Origin of the sequence: Helicobacter aurati (assembly GCF_003364265.1) — a bacterium.
Classification (GTDB): domain Bacteria; phylum Campylobacterota; class Campylobacteria; order Campylobacterales; family Helicobacteraceae; genus Helicobacter_A; species Helicobacter_A aurati.
Window position 1 is genome coordinate 27,194 of the sequence record NZ_NXLW01000014.1, and the last position, 25,546, is coordinate 52,739.

Annotated in this window: 21 protein-coding genes; 13 read left to right on the forward strand and 8 right to left on the reverse strand. The window is 36.7% G+C overall.

The genetic code is table 11. The annotated features are described in order from the left end of the window. Nucleotides 1-57: 57 nt before the first annotated feature. Nucleotides 58-1,194, forward strand: a complete 1,137-nt coding sequence (gene metX / locus CQA66_RS07095; RefSeq protein WP_104763618.1) for a homoserine O-acetyltransferase MetX — start codon at nt 58-60, stop codon at nt 1,192-1,194. A gap of 238 nt (nt 1,195-1,432) precedes the next feature. Here metX and CQA66_RS07100 read toward each other — a convergent pair whose 3' ends face one another. After that, entirely contained in the window at nt 1,433-2,926 is a 1,494-nt protein-coding gene (locus CQA66_RS07100) for a Do family serine endopeptidase (RefSeq protein WP_104763617.1), read from the reverse strand. A gap of 176 nt (nt 2,927-3,102) precedes the next feature. Here CQA66_RS07100 and xseA point away from each other — a divergent pair, with 176 nt between their 5' ends. Next, nucleotides 3,103-4,614, forward strand: a complete 1,512-nt coding sequence (gene xseA, locus CQA66_RS07105; RefSeq protein ID WP_233707787.1) for an exodeoxyribonuclease VII large subunit — start codon at nt 3,103-3,105, stop codon at nt 4,612-4,614. Nucleotides 4,615-4,654: 40 nt separating this feature from the next. On the opposite strand, the gene CQA66_RS07110 is transcribed toward xseA, so the two are convergent. Beyond that, nucleotides 4,655-5,365: a hypothetical protein gene (locus CQA66_RS07110; RefSeq protein WP_104763616.1), complete on the reverse strand. Its 711-nt coding sequence runs from the start codon at nt 5,363-5,365 to the stop codon at nt 4,655-4,657. Between the two features lie 257 nt (nt 5,366-5,622). Here CQA66_RS07110 and CQA66_RS07115 point away from each other — a divergent pair, with 257 nt between their 5' ends. Then, nucleotides 5,623-6,240, forward strand: a complete 618-nt coding sequence (locus CQA66_RS07115) for a nitroreductase family protein (RefSeq protein WP_104763615.1) — start codon at nt 5,623-5,625, stop codon at nt 6,238-6,240. Nucleotides 6,241-6,477: 237 nt separating this feature from the next. Continuing rightward, on the forward strand, nt 6,478-6,912 hold the full coding sequence (locus CQA66_RS07120; RefSeq protein ID WP_104763614.1) for a MerR family transcriptional regulator: 435 nt from the start codon (nt 6,478-6,480) through the stop codon (nt 6,910-6,912). Nucleotides 6,913-7,230: 318 nt separating this feature from the next. Here the strand turns inward: CQA66_RS07120 and CQA66_RS07125 are convergent, their stop codons facing one another. Next, a complete protein-coding gene (locus CQA66_RS07125) occupies nt 7,231-8,361 on the reverse strand; it encodes an alpha/beta hydrolase (RefSeq protein WP_104763613.1) in 1,131 nt (376 codons plus the stop codon). 572 nt (nt 8,362-8,933) lie between these two features. On the opposite strand from CQA66_RS07125, the gene CQA66_RS07130 reads away from it, so the two are divergent. From CQA66_RS07130 to CQA66_RS07140, 3 genes are all read left to right on the forward strand, one after another. Beyond that, nucleotides 8,934-9,839 carry an aldo/keto reductase gene (locus CQA66_RS07130; protein WP_233707786.1) on the forward strand — a complete coding sequence of 302 codons (906 nt, stop codon included), beginning with the start codon at nt 8,934-8,936 and terminating at the stop codon, nt 9,837-9,839. Nucleotides 9,840-10,363: 524 nt separating this feature from the next. After that, nucleotides 10,364-10,642: a type II toxin-antitoxin system RelB/DinJ family antitoxin gene (locus CQA66_RS07135; RefSeq protein WP_104763612.1), complete on the forward strand. Its 279-nt coding sequence runs from the start codon at nt 10,364-10,366 to the stop codon at nt 10,640-10,642. After that, complete coding sequence (locus CQA66_RS07140; RefSeq protein WP_104763611.1) at nt 10,635-10,862, forward strand: type II toxin-antitoxin system RelE family toxin; 228 nt, start codon at nt 10,635-10,637, stop codon at nt 10,860-10,862. The genes CQA66_RS07135 and CQA66_RS07140 overlap by 8 nt, the downstream gene beginning before the upstream one ends. A 140-nt stretch (nt 10,863-11,002) precedes the next feature. On the opposite strand, the gene CQA66_RS07145 is transcribed toward CQA66_RS07140, so the two are convergent. From CQA66_RS07145 to CQA66_RS07155, 4 genes are all read right to left on the reverse strand, one after another. After that, nucleotides 11,003-11,311, reverse strand: a complete 309-nt coding sequence (locus CQA66_RS07145) for a hypothetical protein (RefSeq protein ID WP_104763610.1) — start codon at nt 11,309-11,311, stop codon at nt 11,003-11,005. A gap of 52 nt (nt 11,312-11,363) precedes the next feature. Continuing rightward, on the reverse strand, nt 11,364-11,561 hold the full coding sequence (locus CQA66_RS09175) for a hypothetical protein (protein WP_147289217.1): 198 nt from the start codon (nt 11,559-11,561) through the stop codon (nt 11,364-11,366). 272 nt (nt 11,562-11,833) lie between these two features. Continuing rightward, a complete protein-coding gene (locus CQA66_RS07150) occupies nt 11,834-12,829 on the reverse strand; it encodes a restriction endonuclease subunit S (protein WP_104763609.1) in 996 nt (331 codons plus the stop codon). A 20-nt stretch (nt 12,830-12,849) separates the two neighbouring features. After that, entirely contained in the window at nt 12,850-17,988 is a 5,139-nt protein-coding gene (locus tag CQA66_RS07155; protein ID WP_115582580.1) for a restriction endonuclease subunit S, read from the reverse strand. A 357-nt stretch (nt 17,989-18,345) separates the two neighbouring features. Between CQA66_RS07155 and CQA66_RS07160 the strand changes: the two genes are divergently transcribed. The 3 genes from CQA66_RS07160 to CQA66_RS07170 are packed head-to-tail and all read left to right on the forward strand — an operon-like array spanning nt 18,346 to nt 21,327. Further along, entirely contained in the window at nt 18,346-19,671 is a 1,326-nt protein-coding gene (locus tag CQA66_RS07160) for an NAD(P)/FAD-dependent oxidoreductase (RefSeq protein WP_104763606.1), read from the forward strand. 25 nt (nt 19,672-19,696) lie between these two features. Next, nucleotides 19,697-20,986 (forward strand): MFS transporter, encoded by a 1,290-nt coding sequence (locus tag CQA66_RS07165; protein WP_104763605.1) that lies wholly within the window; start codon nt 19,697-19,699, stop codon nt 20,984-20,986. Beyond that, complete coding sequence (locus CQA66_RS07170) at nt 20,983-21,327, forward strand: RidA family protein (RefSeq protein ID WP_104763604.1); 345 nt, start codon at nt 20,983-20,985, stop codon at nt 21,325-21,327. The genes CQA66_RS07165 and CQA66_RS07170 overlap by 4 nt, the downstream gene beginning before the upstream one ends. Nucleotides 21,328-21,666: 339 nt before the next feature. On the opposite strand, the gene purB is transcribed toward CQA66_RS07170, so the two are convergent. Continuing rightward, complete coding sequence (gene purB / locus CQA66_RS07175; protein ID WP_104763603.1) at nt 21,667-23,007, reverse strand: adenylosuccinate lyase; 1,341 nt, start codon at nt 23,005-23,007, stop codon at nt 21,667-21,669. Between the two features lie 216 nt (nt 23,008-23,223). Between purB and CQA66_RS07180 the strand changes: the two genes are divergently transcribed. From CQA66_RS07180 to CQA66_RS07190, 3 genes are read left to right on the forward strand one after another with little or no spacing between them, the layout of a single operon-like run. Next, nucleotides 23,224-23,880 carry a MotA/TolQ/ExbB proton channel family protein gene (locus CQA66_RS07180; protein ID WP_104763602.1) on the forward strand — a complete coding sequence of 219 codons (657 nt, stop codon included), beginning with the start codon at nt 23,224-23,226 and terminating at the stop codon, nt 23,878-23,880. Further along, the gene (locus tag CQA66_RS07185; protein WP_104763601.1) at nt 23,873-24,265 is read left to right on the forward strand and encodes a biopolymer transporter ExbD; all 393 of its coding nucleotides are present in this window, start codon (nt 23,873-23,875) and stop codon (nt 24,263-24,265) included. The genes CQA66_RS07180 and CQA66_RS07185 overlap by 8 nt, the downstream gene beginning before the upstream one ends. A gap of 23 nt (nt 24,266-24,288) precedes the next feature. Next, nucleotides 24,289-25,209: an energy transducer TonB family protein gene (locus tag CQA66_RS07190; protein WP_104763600.1), complete on the forward strand. Its 921-nt coding sequence runs from the start codon at nt 24,289-24,291 to the stop codon at nt 25,207-25,209. The last annotated feature ends 337 nt before the right edge of the window (nt 25,210-25,546 follow it).

Below are 25,546 nucleotides of genomic sequence, written 5' to 3' on the forward strand. Positions count from 1 at the left end.
TACTGCCCTCAAGCCAATTAATCTTGAGGAGATACACTCTTTGATACAGGAGCAAATATGCCTAATGTCAGCACTCAAGATTCTCTTATAAGACAAACACATACCAAAGTTTTTACAAGTCCACTCTATCTTACCTCAGGTAGAATCTTAGAGCCATATCAGATTATTTATGAGACTTACGGCAAGCTCAACAATGATAAAAGCAATGCTATTCTAGTAACACATGCACTTACAGGTAGCCATCATTGCGCGGGCAAGTATCAAAATGAAGCAAAAGCTGGTTGGTGGGACAATATGGTAGGAAATAAGAAATTTATTGACACGGAGAAGTATTTTGTTATTTGTGCAAATGTTATTGGTTCGTGTTATGGTTCAACTTCGCCTATAAGCCCGATTTATGGCTCATTTGGCAATAATGATTTTTATCGGCTTAAATTTCCTGTTATTACGATTCAAGATATGGTTAAAGCTATCAAGATTTTGTTAAATTCAATGGGGATACTTCGATTGCATGCAGTTATTGGTGGTTCTATGGGTGGCATGCAGGCTTTAAGCTTTGCGATTCTTTATCCAAAAAGCGCGGCTATGTTTATTCCTATTGCCGCTAGTTATATTAGTAATCCTCAAATTATTATGATTAATAAAATTATGAGAGAAATTATTATGTTGGATTCTGATTTTCAACAAGGGAATTATGCAATTACCACTTCCCCTCTCCCTCGATTTAAGGGATTACAAATAGCGCGTATGTTAGGCTTTAGTCAGTATCTTTCGCTCTCTACTTTACAGAAGAAATTTTCAAGACATTATGTTGCTACCGATGGCTATTTCGAGCTTTTTGGGAGATTTGAGGTAGAACGTTATTTGGATTATAATGGCGCGAACTTTAGCGTATATTTTGATCCTTTGTGCTATTTATATCTGATTCGCGCTCTAAGCATGTATGATGCTTCATTGGGGTTTGCAAGCCTAGATCATGCTTTAAATGAAATTAAATCACCTTTGCATTTGGTCGCGTTTAGTGGAGATAATATGTTCCCCGTATCAGAAATGCAGCACATCAAGCAGCGCATGGATTCTTTGGGGTTAATTTGTAGTTTAGAGATTATACAAAGCGATTATGGACATGATAGCTTTTTGGTTGAAGTTACAAAATATGGAGATTATATCAAACAATTATTAGAGTATTCTTAATATCACTTAATATCAGGAGATAATAAATTGATTGACAAGGTTATGAATTGAGATATGATTATCAGATTTTGAGAAGAGTTTCTAAGGTTAGAATGATCAGAATCCCCTATGCGTTAAGAACAATGGCTTCTCGCAGGACTAAGATGAATGTTTGGTTGTTCTTAAATAGATGGAGATTCTGTTGCGCTTTTTCATTTAGTCAAACAACCATCTTACTACTTTTGTTATATTTTTGTAGCTAGTTAGCAATAATTGTTTTCACTTCACCATTTGTCATATTATAAATTAACACACGTTTTGCTTTGTTTTTATAATTCTGCATAGCCCTTTGAAAGTCTATGGTGGTTTTAATTGGCATATTTTCGATTTGCGCAATAATATCGCCCTTTTCAAAGCCTAAGCTTTGCGCTTTAGAGTTTATTGCAACATCACTTACCAAGACACCACTAATATCATTTGGCACGCGCCATGCTCGCCTCAATTGGTCAGTTAGATTCTCTACTCGCAGACCATCGAATGCTGAACCTTTTTCTTGAATAGGAGTATCTTGCGTAACTTGTGTTGATTCTTGCGGTTGTTCCGCTAATTTCATTGTGATTTGTTTTGTTTCAAGTGTAGATTGATTGCCTTTTGCCGTGTTTCTTAATACAGTGAGAACCACTTGTTTATTAGGGGGCATTGAACCGATGAGATTACGTAATTCGGCTGCATTTTTAACAGGTTTGCCATCGACTGCAGTGATTAAATCCCATACTGCAAGTCCGGCTCTTTGTGCAGGAGAATTTGCTTGCATGCCAACAACTAGTGCACCGTTAGAATCTCCATAAACACTAGAGATTTCCGAATCTACATCTTTAATGCTCACGCCAATGAATCCGCGTCTTACTTTCCCAGAGCGAATAAGCTCACTTGCTACATTTTTGACCATTTCAGAAGGAATAGCGAAACCTATGCCGTGATTTCCACCTGTTCGTGAAATAATGGCTGTATTCATACCAATGAGTGCCCCGCGTGAATCAATGAGTGCTCCGCCAGAATTGCCCGGATTGATACTTGCATCAGTTTGGATAAAGTTTTCATAGGCACTAATGCCAAATCCGTGCTTATTGAGCGCAGAAATAATGCCTTGCGTTACAGTTTCCCCCACACCAAACGGATTCCCAATCGCGAAAACAATGTCTCCTACGGCATATTTCGCACTATCCGCAAAGGGAAGAACGGGCAGATTGGTTTTTTCTATTTTAATCACAGCAATATCACTTTGTGAATCTTCCCCGATAAGTTTTGCCGTGTATTTTTTACTATCACCTGGTATTGTTACGGTGATTTTATCCGCTCCCTTTACAACATGGCTGTTTGTAACAATATACCCGTTATTTGTAAGGATAACCCCCGATCCGATGCCCCCTTGTAGTCTGTCTTGCGGTATCATATCTCCGAAAAATTGCTGAAAAAACGGATCATTAAATGGAGACGGTCCGCTGCCTACCTTTTTTTCCGTTGTAATGTTTACGACGGCTTTGGTTGCATTTTTAATGGAGTCATTATAAGAATATATCGCATTAGGATTCCCCACAGGAGAAGTGCGTGTAAATGCCGGAGCTTCACTGATTCCAAACGCAAAAGATAATGAGAAACCAAGTAAAGCGCAAGCGAGAATCTTACTTGTGTTGCGTGAGTTGCAAGGCTGTTTCAAAAGATGTTTGAATACAGAAAAAGAGTCTTTGTGCATATAATCTCCTCAATAAAAAGTAAAACATAATTAGGAGTCTAATATGTTAAGATAAAAATTTTTTAAACAGATTCTGAAATCCTTATAAAATCATCAGGATTATTTCCTCTTCTTGTATTGTAAGCTTTTATTAGAGAATTGAGTATAATTTTTTGATTATTTTTAAGGATTGGGGATTGGATTCTTCTATTACACAGAATTTTTCTTATAGTGACTTTTTGGATTCCACGCAGAAAAGCAATCGCATAAACGGGCAATATATTTTTAAAGTAAGCGATTTAACTACACAAATCAAAGCCCTTTTAGAAAGTGATTTTCGTTTAGTTGCTGTAACGGGAGAAATTAGCGGTTTAGTTCGTCATAGTAGCGGACATATTTATTTTAGTCTTAAAGATTCTCTAGCAGTTATTTCTTGTACATTTTTTCGCAGCAATGTCAAGAATCATACCATTGCTTTAAAAAATGGAGATAAGGTTATCGCGAAAGGCAACATTAGCGTTTATCCTCCTAGAGGTACATATAGTCTCAATGTCCAGACAATACATTATGATGGAGAGGGGAGTCTGAAAGCGCAGTATGACGCGTTAAAACAAGATTTACAAAAGCGGAATTATTTTTGTAAAAATAAGCCTTTACCAAGATTCCCTAAACAAATTGTTTTGCTTACTAGCCGTAGTTCAGCAGCATTGCAAGATATGATTAAAGTCGCAAAAACACGTTTCAATGCTCTTGAATTTTTCCTTATTGACACTCCAACACAAGGTACAGAAGCCAAATTTGTAATTGCTAAAAATATTCGATATGCAGATAGCTTAGGTGCTGATATTTTAGTTTTGGCTCGCGGTGGCGGCAGTATCGAAGATTTATGGAATTTTAATGAAATAGAAGTTTTGGAAGCGATTTTTGCCTGTAAAACGCTTGTTGTATCGGCTATTGGGCATGAGGTCGATTATTTACTGAGTGATTATGTTGCCGATTGCCGTGCTCCTACTCCCAGTGCCGCTATGGAAATGATTTTGCAGGACAAAAACGCCTTATTAACACAGATGATAGATTTAGAGAATCATTTAAGACATACCTTGCAGAATTTTATAGAATCTCGATCACAAAGGCTACATGCTCTTAGTGAACGTCTTGAGCTCTGTCATCCTTTGAGGCTTTTTATACAGCATAAACAAATGCTTGATATGCAAAAGCAGGCTTTGCGAGATAGTGTGCGATTCTTTTTTCATACTCATAAACAAAATCTCGCCTATTATCATAAGCAATTAATGGTTGTTCTACCCACACATCGAATCTCTAGTGTGCGTGAAGGACTCAAATTTCATCAAAAGAGAATAGCATCTCAAATGCTCATTATAATACGGCAAAAAAAGCAAGTTGTAGAGTTTGTACAACAAAGATTCATAGAATCCTCTTTGTATTTTCTCAATAAGAAAAGAATACAGCTTCCACCGTCTCTATTTGGACAGTGCACTGAACTTCTACTAAGATTAATGGGGCAAAAAAAAGAAAGACTGCAGCATTTAGAATCTTTAGTAGAGAGTATGAATCCCACTAAGAATCTGCAATTAGGATTTGCCCAGATTCTAAAAGATAACAAACCGATACAATTATCTAAATTAGTGGCAGATGATATCATAGAGATTGTAGATTCTCATAGAACGTTAAAGGCTAAAATTCTTTGATATTTTCTTTAATTTATGTAACTTTGTTTGCTGTTATAGGTTAAAAGCGATACATATAATAGAGGTTGATTCCAAAAGAATTAGCATAATGGTTTGATGTATTAACAACGAGTGGTGCAGGGATAGTTGTACTTGTTTGATTAGGTTGAGAGTAAAGTTCAGCAAATTCTCCGCTCCACATATAGTAGTTAACAAGCATTCCTAAATAATGTTTAAGGTATCCGACTTCTGTCCCTATACGAGCGATAAGTGTGTTATGAGCTACACTAGAAGTGTCTTCTATGCTGCTATTCGCAGTTAATCGGAATCTAGTCTGCCAAATATAACCAAAGCCATAACCAAAACCACCTTTAAATGAGAGCTTAAGGTTTTGCGTGTGGAAGAGATAGTATCCGCCCATTAGGCTCATGTCAAAGTGATACCCATCACCTGTATTGTTATAGTAGGCTTGGAAGTATCTCGCGCTAGGGGCAACATACGAAATAATAAGCGGTATTTCATAAAAGAATTGTGATTCTAAAATATATTGTATAGAGGCAATTACTCCGTATTGATTGTCTATTCCGCTTGTTTGATAGTTTGCTGTAGTGTGCCCTAAATTGCTTTTGCGCCAATCAAATCCATAAACTAATCCCCAACCAATGTTGTATTGACTTGTGCGGTGGCCGGTTTGATTGATTTGTGCATGAAGAAATCCAGACGAGAGTATGATGAAAAAAAGTTTTGCGATTTTATTTAAATAAGTATTCATTGTGTTCCTTATGGCTTATAGAATGTTCATTCAAGAGTTGTTTATTCGAAAGAATATCTAATTGTAATATAAAGGTCATTAAGACAAGATTATAACACGATGTTCAATTCTTTTCGATTCTTATAAGTGTTATTGTGCGAATTGCAAAAAATATTATGATTGAATCTCTACAAAATCTCGTATTAATGTGTATTTATTTCGTAACAAAATATTTGTATAATCACAAAATATCTCAAAATAAATACAAAAGGAAAATAATGAATTTAAGCTTTGAAGAAATACTTAAACAACGATTCGCTTGCAAGGCATTTACAAACCAAGAGATTACAAAGGATAATTTGGAGTTTATACTCGAAGCAGGAAGGCTTGCTCCCAGTACGTGCGGATTTGAGCCATGGAATTTTGTTGTTGTGAGTAAAAAGGACAATGCAAACTTAAGTACAATATGTTTTGGACAGGAGAATGTTGCCACTGCAAGCTATAATATTATACTTTTAGCAAGGACAGATTTGCAAGCTAAGGATGAGTACATTAAGAAACAGGTTGCGCGAATTTGTTCTCCAAGTGATGAAAAACGATTCAATAACATTCTGCAAGCCTATACTTATGAAACCAACACTTTAAACGAAGAACAACTCTATGCGTACGCTAAGTCCGATTGTTACCTTGCTTTAATGCAGATGGCATTAGCCGCTATGAGTAGGGGAATTGATTCGTGTATGATAGGAGGGTTTGAAAAAGACAAGGTTGATATGTTTTTGGAGCTTAAATATCCATTTCAAACGGCCGTGATTCTAAGCTTAGGATACAGACGGGAAGAACCAAAATATAGTAAAAAGAGACTAAGTCTTGCTGAAGTTGTACGTTATTATTGATTTAGAAATACAATTTAGAGGATTTGTATTGTTATAGTATTTTCAATGCAATTAAGAATTACTTAGCTACAATATTACTCTTGTGATTGCTACAATATCGAGATATATTATTAATTGTCATGTAGTGTATTGATATGTAGATTTATTCGTTTTATTGGTTTGCGAATGATTGATTATAGAATCTTACAAGCCTATACTTGCAACGTTATAATATCAGACTGCTTTTATGGAGAGATTATGGCTTATACTATTATAGAGGTAGAGAGAAAGACAGGAGTAGCTTCTCGGAAGATTCGGTTTTGGTTGGATAAGGGATTGTTTCCTTTTGTGGAAAGAGATATAAATGGGGTACGATACTTTAGTGAGAGTGATATTGAATGGGTGATATGGGTTAATTGCTACCGAAATATTGGAATGAGTATCAAGAAACTTAGACAGTATATTTATCTTTGTTCATTGGGAAGCAAAACGTTATCAGAAAGGCTAGCAATTATCAATGAACAAAAACAAAAGACATTGCAAGATTTAGAGAATCTTCAAGAGATTCTGAAAAAACTCAATTATAAGATTGAATACTACAACACGTTAATTGCAGAAAATAAAGGTGAAATAAGCCCGATGAGTAAGGATTACAAAGCAATGAAGAATCTTAAGGCACAATGCAAGAAATAACGTCAGAGAATCTGCTCTCCTTAACAAGCACTTGCATAATATAGGCTATAAGATTCTATTGTTTGAATGCGACGTGAATTTGTTAGTAGCAAATCTGCAAACCGCCTTTCTAAAGATGTAACTTTCAATCATTTGAATAATTTTATCAATCGCTTTTAGACAAAATGACGTTTATAATCATCATAGCTAAGTAAAAAGGATAAATCACCTCTACTTCTAGCTTGTTAAATCCTTAAAGGTATTCAAAAGTTCTTTTTATAATTTATTCTTTATTTTATAGAAAAGTCTTATGGTTTTATATTTCATTATTCAAATTGATTAGAGATTTTGCGTAAAGAACATAGCAATTTTTTCAAACGGAATAATGTCAGTTTTATCATACAAATCTGTATGTGAAGCATTTTTGATAATATGAAGTTCTTTATTTTTACCTTGTAATTTCTTAAAGGTGTCTTCACTGAAATATCTTGAATGCGCTTTTTCCCCGTGTATCAACAACACAGCAGAATCAATTTCATCTGCATAAGTTAAAATAGGCAGATTCAAAAAGGGTAAATTGGAGGTAATGTTCCAGCCACTATTGGAATTAAGCGAACGTTTATGATACCCTCGTTGTGTTTTATAATAATCATAATAATCTTTGAGGAATTGCGGCGCATCTTGGGGCAAAGTATTTGGTACACCTCCAGCAAGAGCGTAGCTATTGTTTTGATAATCTTTTATTCGTTGTGTGCTCAAATCTCTTCGTTTTTTTAGTCTTGCCTCTTTAGAATCTTCCTTGTCAAAATAACCATTGGCATTCACACGGGACATATCATACATGGTTGAGGCAAGAGTGGCTTTTATGCGCGGGTCATTAGCCGCTGCGCTAATTGCGAATCCACCAAAACCACAAATACCAACTACCCCAATTCTTTGATTGTCAACATTCTTTTGAATCGAGAGGAAATCTATAGCCGCGCTAAAATCCTCTACATTAATATCAGGTGAGGTAACAAATCGAGGCATACCCCCACTTTCTCCTGTATAGGAGGGATCAAAAGCTAAAGTAATGAATCCCATTTGCGCTAAAGTCTGCGCGTATAAGCCGCTTGATTGTTCTTTAACTGCGCCAAAAGGACCAGAGATAGCAAGCGCGGGAAATTTGGCATTCTTGTTCGATGTAGTTTTTGGTGTGTATATGTCGGCAGCAAGGGTGATTCCATAACGATTATGAAAAGTGATTTTCTGATGATTGACTTTCGTGCTTCGCGCAAAAGTTTTATCCCATTCTTTGCTAAGAGTAAGCTTTGTTTCTTTAAAGCCCGTGTTTATTGTGTTTTTTGCAGAGTGAATTTCAGAGGCAGAGGCACGATTGCTAACAGCCCCAAATGCTAGAGTTGCAAGGCTAAGAGTGCCAAACCTTAAGAAATCTCTGCGATATGTGGTAAAGTGTTGTGTTGATAGCATAAGTTTCTCCTTAAATAAAATAATGCAAGTATAAAGCCTAACATCTAGTGTTTGTCAAGGGGTAATTTTGAGATTATTAAAGAAGATTTATTTTGTTGCTACGGTATTATGTTTTTATTACAGAAATATCGCATAAAGAATAATTGGGATTCTTTTATCTTCGCATTCATTGATGAAATGTTATTGTGGCATTGAGATTCTATTGTGTTTGCTGTTGTTATGTTGAATCATTTTTGTCGTATTCTTTTCCTTTGTTATGCTACCTCTTTGTTTGTCATGTTGAACGCATGTGAAACATCCCTTAGAATCCATGCAATGAGATTCTTCGCAATGTTTAGAATGACAAGGCGAGGATTCACAATGACGATCCCTCCTTTGTCATTCTGAGTTTGCAAAGCAAGCGAAAAATCTCTATTGGAATCTTTAAGGAATTCTTCACCCTAAAGGGTTCATAATCATAAAATAGCTTTGGATTCCAAACAACAATTTCAAGAACTTTCGTTATATTAAATGACAAAAAATATTAATAAAGCTTTTCAACCACATATTACAATTTTCAACAAGGAGCAATGATGCAACAAATAAATAGAAGGGATTTTCTCAAACAATCCACAGTGCTTATATCTGCAATGAGCACGTTCGGAGTAGATACATTATTTGGCTATACGAAAGGAGATATGATGACACAGACCTTAAACAACAATATAAAAATGCCCATTATCGGGCTTGGTACATATACTCTTGCAGGCAGGGAATGCGAAAGAGCTATCCTTGACGCGCTACAAGTTGGGTATCGTTCATTTGACACCGCCCAGATGTATAGGAATGAAGTGTACGTTGGGAATGCCATTAAGGCAAGTGGCTTGAGGCGAGAAGACTTGTTTATCACAACCAAACTTTCAAGTAATATGGGCTATGAAACAACCAAAAAGAGCATTCGCTCTTCTTTAGATTCCCTACAATTAGATTATATTGATTTGCTTTTGTTGCATAGTCCGTATTCCCAAGCAAAAGATATGTATAGGGCTATGGAAGAATTTTATACTCAAGGTAGAATCAAAGCTTTAGGAATTTCAAACTTTGATACGCGGGTATATTTGGATTTTGTGAAATCTGTGCAAATAATCCCAGCAGTCAATCAGGTCCAAGCGCATGTCTTTTTTCAACGAGAGGTATTACAACAAACCATGCAGCCCTATCGCACAATTGTGCAGGCATGGAGTCCTTTTGCTAATGGCAAAAAAGGCTTTTTTAGCAATCAAACTCTTGTTGCTATTGGCAGGAAATACAATAAAACCAGCGCGCAAGTAGGTCTTAGGTATCTGATTGAGCGCGGCATTAATGTGATTCCAAAGAGCAGCAAAAAAGAACGTATGATTGAGAATCTTAGTATATTTGATTTCGCACTTTCTGCTGAAGATGTCGCACAAATTAAAAAGCTTGACACAAACAAAAGTCTCTTTGGTTGGGATGTGTAATTCAAGATTCTTAGAGATTGAGCGCAGACACTCATCGTGTAAGTTTGTGATTTTGCTGTCTTAAACTTGAACTAGTAGAAATCAATTTTAAAGCATCTAAACGATAAGAGATTTTGTGATTGTGTATTTCTATTGGAATCTATTAAATGAGATTCTTCGGGTATAAAACCCTCAAAATGACAAGAGGAATGTTTAGAATGGCAGGTGTGGGCATTTTGAGATTCTTCGCTACGCTCGGAATGACAAAAGGAAATATCAGAATGATAACTCTCTATTTTGTCATGTTGAGCATTTGAAAAATGCGAAACATCTCTAAATAGAATTAAATGTAAGGACAGAATTAAAAGAGGATTCTAGGGCAACAGATTCTTCAGCCTTTTTTGTAAGCCCTAAGACATGATAAGAAAATAAATTATTATATTTAGAGCAACGCCTTAAAACATTTGTTAAGAAATTAAATCAATCTTAATATTTGTAGTATAATTCCTTACAAGATTATCTAAAACCCTACAAAAGGATAAAAAATGACTTCTGTTGTTCAATTTAGAATGGATAGTAATGACAAAGAGATATTAGAAGCGATGCTTAAAGATATGGGATTAGATTTAGGGACAGCCTTTAGAATGTTTGCCGCAAAGGTGCTAAAAACAGGTGAGATTCCCTTTAGCGTTAGTAGTCAAATAGAGCCTGATACGATATGGACAAAAGAGGATGAGAGGGCATATAAAAAAGCCTTAAAAGAGCTAGAGAGGGGCGAGACTATAAGCTTAGAGGAGCTTAAAAGGAAATATTGCAATGAATAATGTGCAAACAAGCAAGGAAGTGGATAAGTTTTTAGATAAACACCGCGACCTAGCCCCAAAAATCATCAATGCTTTAGAGCAAATCGCACAAAATCCCTATAATAACACTCAAGATACACAAAAGCTACAAGGCAAGGACAATCATTACCGCTTAAGGATTGGCAAATACAGAATCCTCTATGAATTAAGGGATAAGCAAATTCTTATTATCTATGCTTAAGGCAGATTCTAGAGGTGGGATTTATAAGTGAAATTGAATTGTTTTGCAGATTTTGTTTTATGGGTTTTGCTTTGCGGAATAATTAGATAAAGATAGAGATGATTTATTGAACCAAGCATTCATTTGCAAGGGTAAGAAGCCTATTTATCAAGAAGTTTTTTGCTGTTGAGTATTTGAAAATGTGAAATATCTCTATTTAAATCTTTATGAGATTCTTTGGCTTTATCTTTAGGATACCCACCCCCTAACCCCCTCCGCATAGGGAGGGGGGAGGTATAGGAAGTATCCCCCTCGTGTTGGGAGGGAGAAGTATTGGGAATATCCTCTTTGGGGGAAGTTGAGTTGTCATTCTGAGGTGAAGATGCAGAATCCACTCCTTTGTCATTCTGAGCTTGTGAAACAAGCGAAGAATCTCTATTGGAATCTATTAAATGAGATTCTTCGGACATAAAGCCCTCAGAATAACAAGAGGAGGTTTCAGAATAACGATTCTCCTTTTTGTCATGTTGAGCTTACATAGCAAACGAAACATCTCATGAGATTCTTCGGACATAAAGCCTTAGAATGACTAGGTGGAGAGTCTTCAGAGTGATAAGGAGAGCCCAGCCCATCCCCTTGCGGGAAGAGGCATTCATTATTTCCCCCTCCCATTGCGGAGGGGGTTAGGGGGAGGGTAATAGATTGAGATTCTTCGGACATAAAGCCCTCAGAATAACAAGAGGAGGTTTCAGAATAACGATTCTCCTTTTTGTCATGTTGAGCTTACATAGCAAGCGAAACATCTCATGAGATTCTTCGGTCGCACTTCGTGCTTCCTCAGAATGACAAAATGAGGATTGGGATTATTCAGTCGTGCTTTGCACTCCTAAGACATGACAAGTTAAATTGTCCTGTTTGCAAGTATGGGCAAAATCCTTGCTGATTGTGCGAGGGCTTGCCCGAAACATCTCATTGGAATCTTATTTAAAATTTTAAGCATCACTATTTAAGTATCTCTTAAGAATCTCTTTCTTTTGTTTTTCTATATTCCCCAAATTGGAATCTAAAAAGCTGATTTTAGCTTCTATGTCCTCAATCACAGAGACGATTTTTTGTTGTGCTTCTAGGGGCGGGAGGGGGATTTGGATTTGCTTTAAAGTTTCAATATTTGCTACATTTTTTAAAGCTATACCATGTGCTTTTTCTTCAAAAGGATTATTTAAATTATCTAAAATTATCTTTAAACTTTTACTAGTTATACTTTCGCTTTTTATCCTTAATCTTAAAAGTGCTTGATTAATAATTCCTTTCTTAATATTTTCTGGTGCTATTGCAATTTTCCCTATCGTTCCAGAACAGCTTACAATTAAATCATTAGGTAAAACTTCAAAGCTTCTCATTGAGTTAAATTTTTCTTGCGTTATATAGTAATACCCTATTTCAAAATTATTATTTATAGCGTGTTGCTGTTCATAAACTTTATAACCATTTGAAACAAAAATTTCTTTTTTTAAGCTTCCGCCAAATGGTCCCCTTCTAAATTCGCATATTTCTCCGAGCTTTTTAAGTTTCCAGCCATTTGGTGGCAGAGTAGGGAGGGATTCTAAAAGAGTCTTGTCAAGTTTGGGTGAAGTTAAATTGTCATTCTGAGCTTGTGAAACAAGCGAAGAATCTCTATTGGAATCTAAGAAATGAGATTCTTCAGTCGTGCTTTGCACTCTTTCAGAATGACGATTCTCCCTTTTGTCATGTTGAGCATTTGAAAAATGCGAAACATCTTTATTGGAATCCTTAAGAGATTCTTCGCTACGCTCAGAATGACAATAGGGGGAGGTTTCAGAATGACAAGAATCCCCTTTGTCATGTTGAGCTTGCATAGCAAGCGAAACATCTCTATTAAAATCTCTATTAGAATTCCCGCAATACATCTTCGCCCTTTCTAGTGCAATTTGCAAGCCATTTTGCCAAAAGGCTTTTTGAGCAATCAATGTAGCAATCTGCTTTAAGATTAGTTTAATCTTCGCCTTGTCTCTCTCTCTCTCTTGTCGTTGTTTAAGGTTCTATTTAGAATCTTGGTTTTTTCTTTTTCTAAACTTTCAAGGCTAGAATCAATGCTTGAAATCTTGGATTCTATGTCCTCAATCACAGAGACGATTTTTTGTTGTGCTTCTAGGGGCGGGAGGGGGATTTGTAGGCTTGAAAATTCTGGAACGGTAAGCTGCGGTATATTAACGCCACTATTTTCAATTGTTGTATTATTGATTAAAGATTCTAGGAATTTTAAATTTACCAACTCTTTTTTTGGTATCAAAACAATTAATCGCACGATTGGATAAAATGGTTCGAATCTTGCAACCGCATACCCTATTGTTCCTCTGGCTGAAACAGTTAAGGAATTTTTTAAAATTGTAGCTTGATTAGTCCATCCGTATAGCCCTTCATTTTGCACCGCATTAGCATAAATTGGAATTTTACATTCTTGAGTTTTGGTTTCAGAAAATATTTTGGGCTTGTCTCCGCCTGCTGTTAATTTTTCTGCAATTTGTGAAATCCTTACTTTTTCCCAGCCGTTTGGTGGTGGAGTAGGGAGGGATTCTAAAAGTTTATTCAGTTCTTCCGTGTCTGCGGTATTGTAGTATCGAGATTCTTCGATCTCAAAGTCCTCAGAATGACAATGTGAGGGGATTTCAGAATGACTAGTTAAATTGTCATGTTGAGCTTGCAAAGCAAGCGAAACATCTCTATTAGAATCCTTAAGAGATTCTTCGGGCTTGTCGCCCTCAGAATGACAACTAGCAATCAAATCCCAATCAAGCCTTGATTCTAGCTCGTTGATATGGGCTAGAATCAAAGCAATGAGTTCTTCGATGTTTTGGGGTTTTGGAGATTCTTCAGTCGTGCTTTGCACTCCTAAGACATGACGAGAAGGAGAGGTTTTAAAATGACGACTAGAGCCTAGCTCCTCCCTGACATGTGTAGGTTGGGGAGGGGTGGAATCTTGTGTTTTGTCTTTTGATTCTAAGGTTGTTATTTTAGGATACCCACCCCCTAACCCCCTCCGCATAGGGAGGGGGGAGGTATAGGAAGTATCCCCCTCGTGTTGGGAGGGAGAAGTTGAGTTGTCATTCTGAGCTTGTGAAACAAGCGAAGAATCTCTATTGGAATCTAGGGAATGAGATTCTTCGGGCTTGTCGCCCTCAAAATGACAATCGTCTCCTTTGTCATGTTGAGGCGAAGCCGAAACATCTCTATTAGAATCCTTAAGAGATTCTTCGCTATGCTCAGAATGATAATATGAGGGTTGGGATTCTTCGGCTAAAGCCTCAGAATGACAAGAGGAGGCTTCAGTTTGACAAGTTGCAACAAGGGCAAGGGTGGAGTCGATGAGCGTTTGTAAGTCGCTTGATTCTGTGATTTTGCATTTAGATAAAATCGCCTTGATAAGAGTTTGATAGCTCTCAATGCAGGCTTTAATCAGTTTATATTGCCATTCTACCTTTTCGCATTCGCGGACAATTTGCTTTTGAATCTCTAGGGGAGGGAGTGGGATTTTGAGCTGTGATAAATTTGCTCTAGTAATTTGTGGTTGTGCTGAACCTGTAATGACATTTTTAATATTTGCTAGTGGTAAAATGTAAAATAAAAACTTTTTTAAAACTTCTAAATTATTTAATGGAGTAATAATCATTGCATTGCCCGTTATCCACGATTCTGGTTCTGTGTAATTTAATGTTCCGCAAGTAGCACCCCTACAAGTCATAGCCACTTCTGAATCTTTATGATTAAAATCATCGTAAAATCCTATAACACCATTTGCCCCATAAACCTTATATTTTCCTTTATCTAAAATTTCTTTGCTTGTAATGGTTTTTGGTTGATACATTTTACAAATAGATTCTAATCTCACCAACTCATATTTACAATTCACAAAGGGGCTAGATGCGTTAGAGGTTTTGCGTAATATTTTAAGAGGACGAATTGAGTTAAGTGATTCTTCGGTCGCACTTCGTGCTTCCTCAGAATGACAATCGTCTCCTTTGTCATGTTGAGCTTGCAAAGCAAGCGAAACATCTCTTCTGGAATCTAAGAAATGAGATTCTTCGGGCTTGTCGCCCTCAGAATGACAAGAGAAGTTTTGAGATTCTTCAGTCGTGCTTTGCACTCCTTCAGAATGACAAGAAGGGGAGGTTTCAGAATGACAAGAGGAATTATCAATTTGAGTAGGATCGTAATAATATTCCGGATTGAGGTTTATTGCTTTGCTAAAGGTCGCTAAATCAAAGCTTAGTAAAAAGCAGGTTTGGGTATAGATGAGGTATTTTTCTAGCCTTTGGGTTTGGAGCATTTTGCCCCTAAAGGTGCTTTTAATCGCAAAGGCGATAGTATCCTCTGCGTTGCGATTATCTCTATCGCTTAGTAGTCCCCCTGTTTCTACAAGCCCGTGTCTGCCTTTTGCTTGGCTTATCGTGTAGCCTAAGAATTTCTTTTGCTCATTATTATCGCTTGGGGCATTGACAATAAGCGTCTTTTGCTTATAGGTTAGGGCAAAAAACTCGAGCTTTTCTCTCTCAAGCTTTCGCGCAAATTCAAAGAATTTTTCGCTCTTTTGCTTCCCTTGCTCCTCTTTTGGTAGGGCATTAAAGCTCTTTTGTGATTCTAGCTTTTGAAGCTCACTAGAAGTTTCAAACTCTTTATAAAGCATTGTAAAATATTCATTTTCAAGGCATTTACTATCCAAATCTAAAAAGCATTGATAGATTTCTTTTGGGATATTTTGTAGCTCTAAATAGCTCTCAAAAATAGCTTTGTCCTCGAAGCCTTCTAGGTCTTTTTCATCTTTTTGGCTAAAAATTGCATCGAGGCTGTCTTGCAAAAGCTTGATTTTCTTAGGCGGTTCCTCAAATCGCTTGAGAAATAGCACAATCGTGTTTGTCCCTGTCGTCCCAAAGGTCTGATTCCCAAAAGAGACGATAGCATAAATCGCAAAATTTGCTAGCAAAATTTCCCTTGTTTTTATCGTGGCTAGGTCGGTGTTGGAGAGGATTGAGCTAGGGAGGATTATGCTTGCTAGGGCGTTTGGCTTGAGGATATGGGTTAGCCGCTCGACAAAGACATTTTCTATCGCTTTAGAGTTTAGCGAAATATAATCTAGCACTTGGTATTTGATAAATTTATCATTGCCTTTTAGCACATTTTTGCTTAGGTGCTGCCTGAAGTCTTTGACAGAATAGGGAGGATTGCTGACTAGAATATCAAAGATTTGTTGAGTGTCTCCATAAAAATCATTATTGTATTCTAGCCCATCGATACTGCGAATCTTTGCACCATTTGCACCATTTAGTAGCATTGCTACTTGAGTCGTGCGGGCTAGGCGGTTGTCTTTGTCTATGCCATAGAAATTTTGCGAGATTTGTTCATCGTTGATTTGTTTATTTTGGGATTTGCAATAATCGCTTATCGCGCTTACGCCCTCTGTGAGGAAATGCCCAGCTCCGCAGGCGAAATCTAGCACTTTTGGGAAGCTTGCAGATTCAAGATTGATAAAATCTTCAAAAGGCAGGGAGTTCCAGATAAAGCGCGTGATAGGCACAGGGGTGAAATATCTCCCCTCATCTTCTTTAAAGCCTTCATTTAAAAGCTTCTCAAAAAGCTCTCCTAATAATTGCTCTTTGCTAGAATAAGAGACTTTATAGGGCGATAAAAGCTCGACTACTTCGACTAGAATTTTGCCATTTTGCTTAAAAAGGTCTTTATTGTGCGTTTCTTTAAATGAAAAGGCATTGGAAGAAAAAAGCGTGGCTTTAAGCAGCTCTTCCTCAAGCTCCTTTTGCATTCTTTCGCGGTTTTTGCCTATGTAGGTTTGGATGGTATTTTTGACAAAATTATCCTCTGTTTTATAAACCTCTTCTTTTAGAAAATCATTCATTCCTTTGATGTATAGCTTAAATATGCGCTCATAGAGGCTAAAGTAGGTATCGCTAAAGCTTTTGTATTGGAAGTCTAGCTCTTCATCGTCTTTTTTGCTTTGTTCATCGACACATTTGCAAAGAAAGAGGCTAAGGAGCTTATTAAAGGCGTTTTCTCTATCGCTAATGTTATTGTGGCGCAGAATCTCTCTAAAGGCGGTTGTGATTCTATCGACTTTATCAAAGGGCTTTAGGTCTTTTTTGAGCAGTGGTTTTATGCCGATTTGATAGGGCATGGAGTTAAAAATAATGTTTGAATCATAGCTTTGTTTGTTATAGGTCTCTTCCCATACGCGAAAGAAGTCTTTTGTCTCGCTTGCTGCGGCAAAGGTAAGCAGGCTATCATCTTTTTGGCTTAAATCAAGGATATTTTTATCATCTTTGAATTTGATAACTTCCATAGAAATTTTGATATTGTCTTGCTTTGTGCTTTCTTGAGTATCATTTTGGTTTGGTGCGGTGTTTTTGGTGTTTTCTTTTGTGGTTTTAGAATCTTGCGTGCTTTGCAAGTTTTCTGTTTGCAAATCTCCTATTTGTGTGTTCGGGGGGGGCATTTTATTGGTTTTATCTTTTTTGATAGTGCTATTTTCTGCGGGGATAAAGTCGCTTGCATAGATTGCCAGATATTCTACGCTTCTTGCTTGTGCGGCATAGCTAAAGAGCTGTTTGCCCTCTTCGTTATTAAAAAGGTCTTTTTTGGCTTGGTCGTATTCTTTGCCTGCGGTTTTGCATTCTATAATGCAATAGACTTCTTTTTCTTGTTTTTCATTTTCTTTAAAAATCGTGATGTCTGCTCTGCCGCTTTTGCCCGAATGTCCCAGCGTCCAAGTTTTTTCAAGCACCAAATCTTCTGGCTTATAACCCATTTCAAGCAGTCTATGCACGCATTCAAAGACGACAAAATTTTCATTTTGTGAAAAGTTGCTTGTGGTTTGGCTCTCTTTGATAATTTCTTTAGGGTAGATAAGCTCACCTTTAGTAAAATCCACTTCAAGTGTGCAGTTGTGTTGCGGGAAGTGCTTGGTGAAGTATGTTGCTTCTTCATATTCATATTCATAGGAATTGGTTGCTTGGGATGTAGAATCCCTATTTGATGTGTTGGTTGTGCCTTGTTTGCTAGACGTTTGGAAATTGAAATGTAAAAAATATAAAAGAGCTTTAAAATTCTGTTTGTCTATCATTGTATTACCCTATAAATTGTTCTGTTATTGTACCTAACTCTTTATCAATATTTGATAATACGCTCTTTTGCTACGTAGCGTTCATTCATTATTATTGTAAATTTGCATTTCTTCGTTGTCATTGTGAGTTTGCGCAGCAAATGAAGATCTCTATTTTTAGATTCTTCGCTATGTTCAATAGGGCAACAGGAAGCAAGTGATTCTTTATTTATACTTCAAAAAATATTAAGAAAAAACTTGAAAATATGAAGTTTTGTAACAATCAAACAAAAAAATCGTTTTTTTCTTTTGATATTTGAGTTTTTAAGCAGAATCAAAATATGCTTTATAAAAGATAAAAAATATCAAAGGATAAAAATGACAACCATAAAGCATTTGCCAAAAATCGACGGAGAGATAGGCTGGTATGAGCTTTGTGAGGGAAAAGACAAGCCTTTAGGCAGGAAGCTTCAAGAGGATTTGAAGTTTGATTTTTGTATCGTTGGGGCGGGCATTGCGGGAGTAAGCGTGGCTTTAAGCCTTGCTAATTTATATAGAGATTCGAAAATAGCTCTTGTTGAGGCTCTGAAGATAGGGCAGGGGACAAGCTCTAGAAATGCAGGATTCATTATTGATTTGCCGCATAATCTTGATGGTAGTGAAGCTAATGTTGAGCATGATAAAAAGATTTATGAACTTAATTGTTTTGCAATTGACTTTTTAAAAGATTTAGTTGATAAGCACAATATCAATTGCCATTGGCAAAAGGCTGGGAAATATATGTGCGCACATGAGGATACAAACATACAGGGTTTAAGGGCTTTTGAGGAGCATTTACAGCCTAGCGGCTTTGCTTTTGAGCGCGTTAAGGGTAAGGAGCTAGAGCAAAGGCTTGGCACAAGCTATTATCAAGAGGCAGTTTATACGCCTGATAATATTTTAATGAATCCGAGTGCTCTCATGCGAGGACTTGTGACTCATTTGCCCGACAATGTAGCTGTTTTTGAAGAAAGTCCTGTGCTTACATTCGAAAAAAAAGAAGACATTAAAATTATTAAAAGCAGAGCGGGAAGCATTCAAAGCAAGATTCTAATTCTCGCTTTAGATTCCCATTTAGAAGAATTTAAAATTGTTAGATACAAACAAGCCCCCATTTTTACCTATGCTTCTTTAAGTGAGCCATTAAGCGAAAATGAAATCAATCAATATTTTCCTAATGTTCAAGCCTATGGCTTGACTTCGGCGCATCCAGCAGGCACGACTGTACGTTTTACGCCTGATAAAAGGATTTTTGTGCGCAATTTGCTTGATTTTTTCCCTGATTTGCAATGCAAAAGTGAAGATTTACAAAGAGCTTATAAAAGACATAGACTTTCTTTTGAGGCAAGATTCCCTTATTTAAGCCATAAAAAATTTCAATTCACTTGGGGAGGATTCTTATGTATGACTTTGAATCATCAAAGTGTTTTTGGGAATTTTGGCGATGGAATCTACTGCATAGGCGGGAGCAATGGAGTAGGAATGGCAAAGGGAGTATATCTTGGCTATTACTTAGCAGAGCTCATTGCGGGTAATCATTCTCCTAATCTTGATTTTATCCTTGAAAACAATAAAGCAAGCTTTATGCCTCCAGAGCCTTTACGTAGCATAGGAGCAAAGATAAGGCTTTGGTATGAACAAAGAAACGCCTTAGGTGATATATAAAATTTTCGTGATAACAAGGAAGAATATGCAAAAGATTTATTTTGAAGATATGCCTTTGAATAAAACACACTTAAAAGTGGGCGTATCGGGCATTGGCGGGCAATTTTGTGATGGTTTTATCTTAGGTGTTATTGGCATTAGCATGGAGCTTGCCAAAGGGGATTTGGGCTTAGATGAGTGGTGGCTTGGAGCAATAGGTGCTGCGTCTTTGCTTGGTTTATTTTTTGGTGCTTTATTAACGGGCGTCTTAGCTGATAAAGTAGGTAGAAAGCCAATATTTATCTGGACTATGCCTGTGTTTTTTATCGTGTCTATTTTGCAATTTTATGTAAGTAGTGCTTTTGAACTTTTTGTTTTGAGATTTATACTAGGGCTGGCTTTGGGGGCTGATTATGTTGTAGGCATTTCTTTAGTCAGTGAAATCACGCCTAAAAAATATCGAGGCAAGCTTTTATCAGCGATGATGGTAGGTTGGGTAGGAGGCTATACCATAGCTTATTTTGTCGGCTTTGCCTTGCAAGATTTTAGCGACGGGGCTTGGAGGTGGATTCTATTAAGCTCTGCTTTGCCGAGTTGTCTTGTGATGCTTTTAAGAATCAATACTCCAGCTAGTCCTTTGTGGCTTGTAAAAAAGGGACAAATAGAAAGGGCAAATGAAGTTATCAAAAAATATTTTGGAGAGCATATCTTAGCTCCTAAAGCAGAGGAATATCAGCACGCAAGATATTTTGATCTTTTTAACGCGCAGAATCTTAAAAATACTCTAGTAGGTATAGTATTTTATGGAGCGCAAGTCATACCTTATTTTGCAATCAGTACATTTATACCAAGTATTTTAGCAAGCTTAAAAGTAGAAGATCCTTATATAGGGGGCATTATTTATAATTTATTTTTATTTATAGGTTCTGTGCTTGGGCTTTATATTATCAATAAAATCTCAAGGAAGCTCTTTGTTGTGGGTAGCTTTTATATCTTAGCAATCATTATGATAGCCTTAGCTGCTTATAGCTTTTCTTTGCCTTCTTATTTAGTGATTATTTTAATTTCTATTTTTTCTTGCGTGCTAGCGGGTGCTGGTGTGCTTGAGTTTGCTTATACGCCTGAATTGTTTCCGACCAATCTAAGAGCTTCAGGTGTGGGGCTTGTTGTTGCTTGCTCAAGGATTAGTGGTACTGTGGGGACTTTTTTGCTTCCTATTATTACTAGTCATTATTCTATTTCTGTAGCACTTTGGATAGTTTTTGCCTCACTTGCTTTTGCGGGAGTGTTTTGCCACGCATTTGCACCTCAAACTTATCATAAGGAGTTGTCATGATACAAAGATACCAAGAAAATACCTATTTAGCGCAGATTGTCGTTTATGATGGCTATTTTGAAAGCTCTGGGCAGGTGATGCTTGACGCTAATGCCTCTATACAACAACAGACAAGGGAGGTTTTAGCCCAAATTGACAGGCTTTTAAGCAGTATTGATGCAGATAAAACGCATCTTACAAGGGTGCAAATGTGGCTTAATGATATGAATGATTTTTATGCAATGAATGCCGTTTATGAAGAATGGTTAAAGGATGTGCCAAAGCCTGTGAGAGCTTGTGTTGGGGCGACATTGATTGAGGGAGCGAAGATAGAGATACAGGTTTTTGGTTATAGGCGATAAGATAATTTCATATTGGGTTTTATTGAATGTTAGAGTAATCTCTTGCTTTGTGGTTTGTGTTTGCATTTTGTTGTACTTGCTTTACATTTTGTCATATTGAGGTTTTGTAAAAGCTGAAAATTTCTATTATTTGTCATGTTACCTTTCCCTTTTCATGTTGAACGTATGTGAAACATTTCTTCTAGAATCATTATGGGATTCTATTAAGAGATTCTTCGGCTAAAGCTTCATATTTTTCATGTTGAGTTTGCAAAGCAAACGAAACATCCCATGAGAATCTGTATCAAAGTATTCTTCGTTGTTTATGATTCTAGGATGTGTAATTTAGTGATTTTCATATTATCTATCATTTTCTCCAAATACTCTTTGAAAAATAGAATCCACATTTTTTGTATAGTAGCTGTATTCAAAGCATTCTTTAATAGCTTGCTCTCCGATAAGCGCAAGTAGTTCAGAATCCGCGAGGAGATTCTCTAAGTATAAGCTTTCACCTTTTGCATTAATCGCACTTTTACCCTCTTGCAAATCTTTCCATACTTTCATTGCATGGTGTTGAACGATTTGATAGGATTTTTCACGTGAAATTCCCTTTTTTGGAAGTTCAAGCAAGATTCGTTGAGAAAACACGAGTCCACCTGTAAGTTCAAGATTCTTACGCATATTTTTGGGGTATACAACGAGTTTTTCAATAAGCCCACTCAAACGATGAAGCATAAAATCAGTGGTGATAAAGCTATCGGGCAAAATGAATCGTTCCACACTTGAATGGCTAATGTCTCTTTCGTGCCACAAAGCGACATTTTCCATTGCTGGAATAGCAAAGGAGCGAATTATACGGCAAAGTCCAGTAATATTTTCACTTAATATAGGGTTGCGTTTGTGTGGCATAGCCGAGCTGCCTTTTTGTCCTACTTCAAAATATTCTTCTGCTTCATAGACTTCTGTACGTTGCAAATGACGTATTTCTACGGCGATTTTTTCACAACTGCTTGCTAATAGGGCTAAATCACTAATAAGTCTTGCGTATCTGTCTCGTTGTATAACTTGGTTACTTATTTTAACGGTTGTTAAGCCTAAGTCAGTGCATACGAGCTCTTCAAGTTCGATAGGCGTATGGGCAAGATTTCCCATCGCGCCGCTTAATTGTCCAACGGAAACCATCTCTAAAGTAGATTCTAATGCTTGATAATGTCGCTGCAATTCGTCATACCATATCGCCAAAACTAGCCCAAAAGTAATAGGTTCTCCGTGAATTCCATGAGAACGTCCTACCATAAGCGTATTTTTATGTTCATAGGCACGGGATTTGATGGCTTCTTTCAAACGTTTGATGTCAAGTAGAATGATTTTGAGAGAATCTCGCATTTGTAATGCTACGGCAGTATCAATGCAATCGCTTGAAGTGATTCCATAATGTACCCAGCGAGATTCTTCACCTAAAGATTCTGCGACACTTGTCGTAAAGGCAATCAAATCATGTTTCGTAACTTTTTCTATTTCATCGATTCTTTTGATATCAAACTTTGCATTTTTACAAATCTTTTCGCAATCACTATCGGGTATCACCCCTAATTTGTTCCAGCCTCGCACCAAGGCTTTTTCAACTTCTAACCATGCGGAATATTTGGCATTCAAATCCCAAAGTTTCTTCATTTCTTCGCGCGCATACCGTTCTACCATTGGAATCTCCATTTCTAAATTATTCGCAACAAATTAGGATTGTAGCATTTTAGGGTTATGTTTTGCGTTTAGAAGTTAATGTTTCTCAAGAGAATTTGCCTAAAACATTATCAAATTTAAGATAAAATAACGGTCTATTAGAATCTTTAATGCACTCAAATTTATGAATAGTTTATGAATGATATGTGTCTTAAGTTTTAGGAATTAGGATTATAGATGGAGATGTTTATTCGCTTTTTTCAGACAAGCGGTGTTATAACTTTGATTGTCATTGCGTGGCTTTCATTGTATGTGATTGTTACATTATGGATTTTTATTTACAAATGGTTTATTATCAGGGGTATGCAGGATAGAGAATCTTATTCTCTTGATTTACTCTTATCAAAGGATATTAGCATTCCTCAAAGCGCAGTATTTTCAAGAGCTAATGGACATAAGATTCTTTCAAGAGAGATGCTGCATGTATGGAAGTCGCAGATTCTAAAGAATGCTAGTGAAGGACTTACATTTCTTAGCATTGTAAGCTCGACTGCCCCTTTCATAGGCTTGTTCGGTACGGTTGTAGAGATATTGGACGCATTTGCCCATTTAGGTTCAGCTGGACAGGCTACTTTTGAAATGATTGCTCCTATTATTTCTAAGGCACTTGTAGCAACTGCTTGGGGAATATTGTGTGCAATTCCAGCGTATTCATTTTATATGATTCTAAGACGAAAGATTTCGTTGCTTGGTATTTGCTTGCAATCTCAAATTGACATTGCTATTTCTGCCGCCGAAGAAGAAGTTGCTCAAAACAGAATAATTAAGAAAAATGATAGCTCCAAGATTAATTTAAACAAAAATGAAGTATGGGGTGGAAAAACTTATGGATGATTTGCATCTTGACGAGAAGCCAGAGCTCAATATTACTCCGTTAGTGGATATTATGCTTGTGTTACTTGCGATACTTATGGTTACTACCCCTGCTGTTATTTATCGTGAGGATATTAATTTACCGCAGGGTTCCAAAAGTGATAAAGTAGAGTCAAATGCTGTTCTCTCTGTGCGAATTGATAAGGATAAAAATGTCTTTGTTGATGCTCGTAGCTTTAGCTATAAGGATTTTTTGGAGACTTTTTCCTTACAAGCGGGTCATTTTGATAGTAGCCAACCTGTTTATATTTATGCCGATAAGCAGTTGTATTATGGTGATGTGATGCCTGTGTTTGCCAAACTCAAAAATGCTGGATTCACTAAGGTTTCTTTAGGAACACAATAATCCGCTTATTATCAAGGAATATTATGCAAACAGATGTTGTGTATCCCCAATCGAATCCTTCGCTTTGGGTTTTTAGTGGGATTATCGCTTGTATTTTGTATGTTCTTATGTTTGCTTTGTTGATGAGCGTACTTTTTGTAACGCGTAAAAATATTCCTATTAATACCCATCGCGCAGAATCTGAATTTATTTTTACCGATAATGATAATATTGAACTCGCTGAAGTCTTGCCACAAGATGAATCTTTGCCGCAAGATACACAAACAACTATTGAAGAATCCAAGCCCGCAAATGATTCTGTCGCGATAGAATCCAATCCTGTTCCAATAAACCCACAACCTAAATCTAGTCAAGAAGTACCCAGGAAAGTAGCGCAACCCAATTTGGCTGATATATTTTCCTTTATTCCTTCCGAGACGATACAAGATAAAAAAATCATTGAGCAACAGCAACAAAAAAAAGCACAAGAAGAAGAATTAGCAAGAATAGCAAAAGAACAGCACGAAAAAGCACAATTACTAGCACAGAATGCCGCATTGATTCAGCAAAGCACACGCGCATTGCAGCAAGCAACTCGGACTTTGCAAGATAATGTCAAACAAGCTATGCAGGTAAAAATTGCTATAGAGAAACCAACATTTGCAGGTAGTTCTGACGACAAAGAGAAATATAATAAATGGTATGATGCGATTCAAGAGATTTTGATGACAGAATGGCAGAAAAATAAGTTTTATTATCAAACTCCAACAGGAGCTACTGTAAGAATTGTTGTAAGTGCTAGCGGCAGACTGTCGTATCTCTATATGATTAATCAATCTCCCTTTAATGAGTATAATGCTGCGGTTGTTGCCTTTTTACGTAATATGGAAACAAGACTATTTCCCCCTCCGCCAAAAGAAGCTGTCGAGTTTACTATTAATATAAATAGTGTTTTACGTTATTGACAGTAGATTTAAACAAATAGATAGCCTATAATTTAGTGTTTATACTAACTTGTTGTACTTTTGATTTTGATTCTTATGTATCTCAATAATGCTTTCACAGGAATACTTAACCATGGTAGTAGATTTTTTTGATAAAGCCGCGGTATACTTGACTTTTATTTGACATTTAGATAATACTATTGAAATATTTAAGTAAATAAAGGAATGTCATGAAAAATCTCCTCTCTATTCGAAATGCTTCCCTCACACACCTCATAAAGCATTCAATGGTTAATCGATTAATTAAACGTGTAATTGCTATTAGCTTTCTTGTTTGTTGTCTTGTTGTTTTGCAACC

Bases quoted from the DNA above. Each gene is read 5' to 3' on its own strand.
- CQA66_RS07120 (WP_104763614.1), top strand. From the start codon at position 6,478: ATGGCTTATACTATTATAGAGGTAGAGAGAAAGACAGGAGTAGCTTCT.
- CQA66_RS07155 (WP_115582580.1), bottom strand. From the start codon at position 17,988: ATGATAGACAAACAGAATTTTAAAGCTCTTTTATATTTTTTACATTTC.
- CQA66_RS07190 (WP_104763600.1), top strand. From the start codon at position 24,289: ATGCAAACAGATGTTGTGTATCCCCAATCGAATCCTTCGCTTTGGGTT.
- CQA66_RS07130 (WP_233707786.1), top strand. From the start codon at position 8,934: ATGCAACAAATAAATAGAAGGGATTTTCTCAAACAATCCACAGTGCTT.
- CQA66_RS07160 (WP_104763606.1), top strand. From the start codon at position 18,346: ATGACAACCATAAAGCATTTGCCAAAAATCGACGGAGAGATAGGCTGG.
- CQA66_RS07110 (WP_104763616.1), bottom strand. From the start codon at position 5,365: ATGAATACTTATTTAAATAAAATCGCAAAACTTTTTTTCATCATACTC.
- CQA66_RS07180 (WP_104763602.1), top strand. From the start codon at position 23,224: ATGGAGATGTTTATTCGCTTTTTTCAGACAAGCGGTGTTATAACTTTG.
- CQA66_RS07165 (WP_104763605.1), top strand. From the start codon at position 19,697: ATGCAAAAGATTTATTTTGAAGATATGCCTTTGAATAAAACACACTTA.
- CQA66_RS07185 (WP_104763601.1), top strand. From the start codon at position 23,873: ATGGATGATTTGCATCTTGACGAGAAGCCAGAGCTCAATATTACTCCG.
- CQA66_RS07100 (WP_104763617.1), bottom strand. From the start codon at position 2,926: ATGCACAAAGACTCTTTTTCTGTATTCAAACATCTTTTGAAACAGCCT.
- CQA66_RS07125 (WP_104763613.1), bottom strand. From the start codon at position 8,361: ATGCTATCAACACAACACTTTACCACATATCGCAGAGATTTCTTAAGG.
- metX (WP_104763618.1), top strand. From the start codon at position 58: ATGCCTAATGTCAGCACTCAAGATTCTCTTATAAGACAAACACATACC.
- CQA66_RS07115 (WP_104763615.1), top strand. From the start codon at position 5,623: ATGAATTTAAGCTTTGAAGAAATACTTAAACAACGATTCGCTTGCAAG.
- CQA66_RS07140 (WP_104763611.1), top strand. From the start codon at position 10,635: ATGAATAATGTGCAAACAAGCAAGGAAGTGGATAAGTTTTTAGATAAA.
- purB (WP_104763603.1), bottom strand. From the start codon at position 23,007: ATGGTAGAACGGTATGCGCGCGAAGAAATGAAGAAACTTTGGGATTTG.
- CQA66_RS07135 (WP_104763612.1), top strand. From the start codon at position 10,364: ATGACTTCTGTTGTTCAATTTAGAATGGATAGTAATGACAAAGAGATA.
- CQA66_RS09175 (WP_147289217.1), bottom strand. From the start codon at position 11,561: ATGTCCGAAGAATCTCAATCTATTACCCTCCCCCTAACCCCCTCCGCA.
- CQA66_RS07145 (WP_104763610.1), bottom strand. From the start codon at position 11,311: ATGTCCGAAGAATCTCATTTAATAGATTCCAATAGAGATTCTTCGCTT.
- CQA66_RS07170 (WP_104763604.1), top strand. From the start codon at position 20,983: ATGATACAAAGATACCAAGAAAATACCTATTTAGCGCAGATTGTCGTT.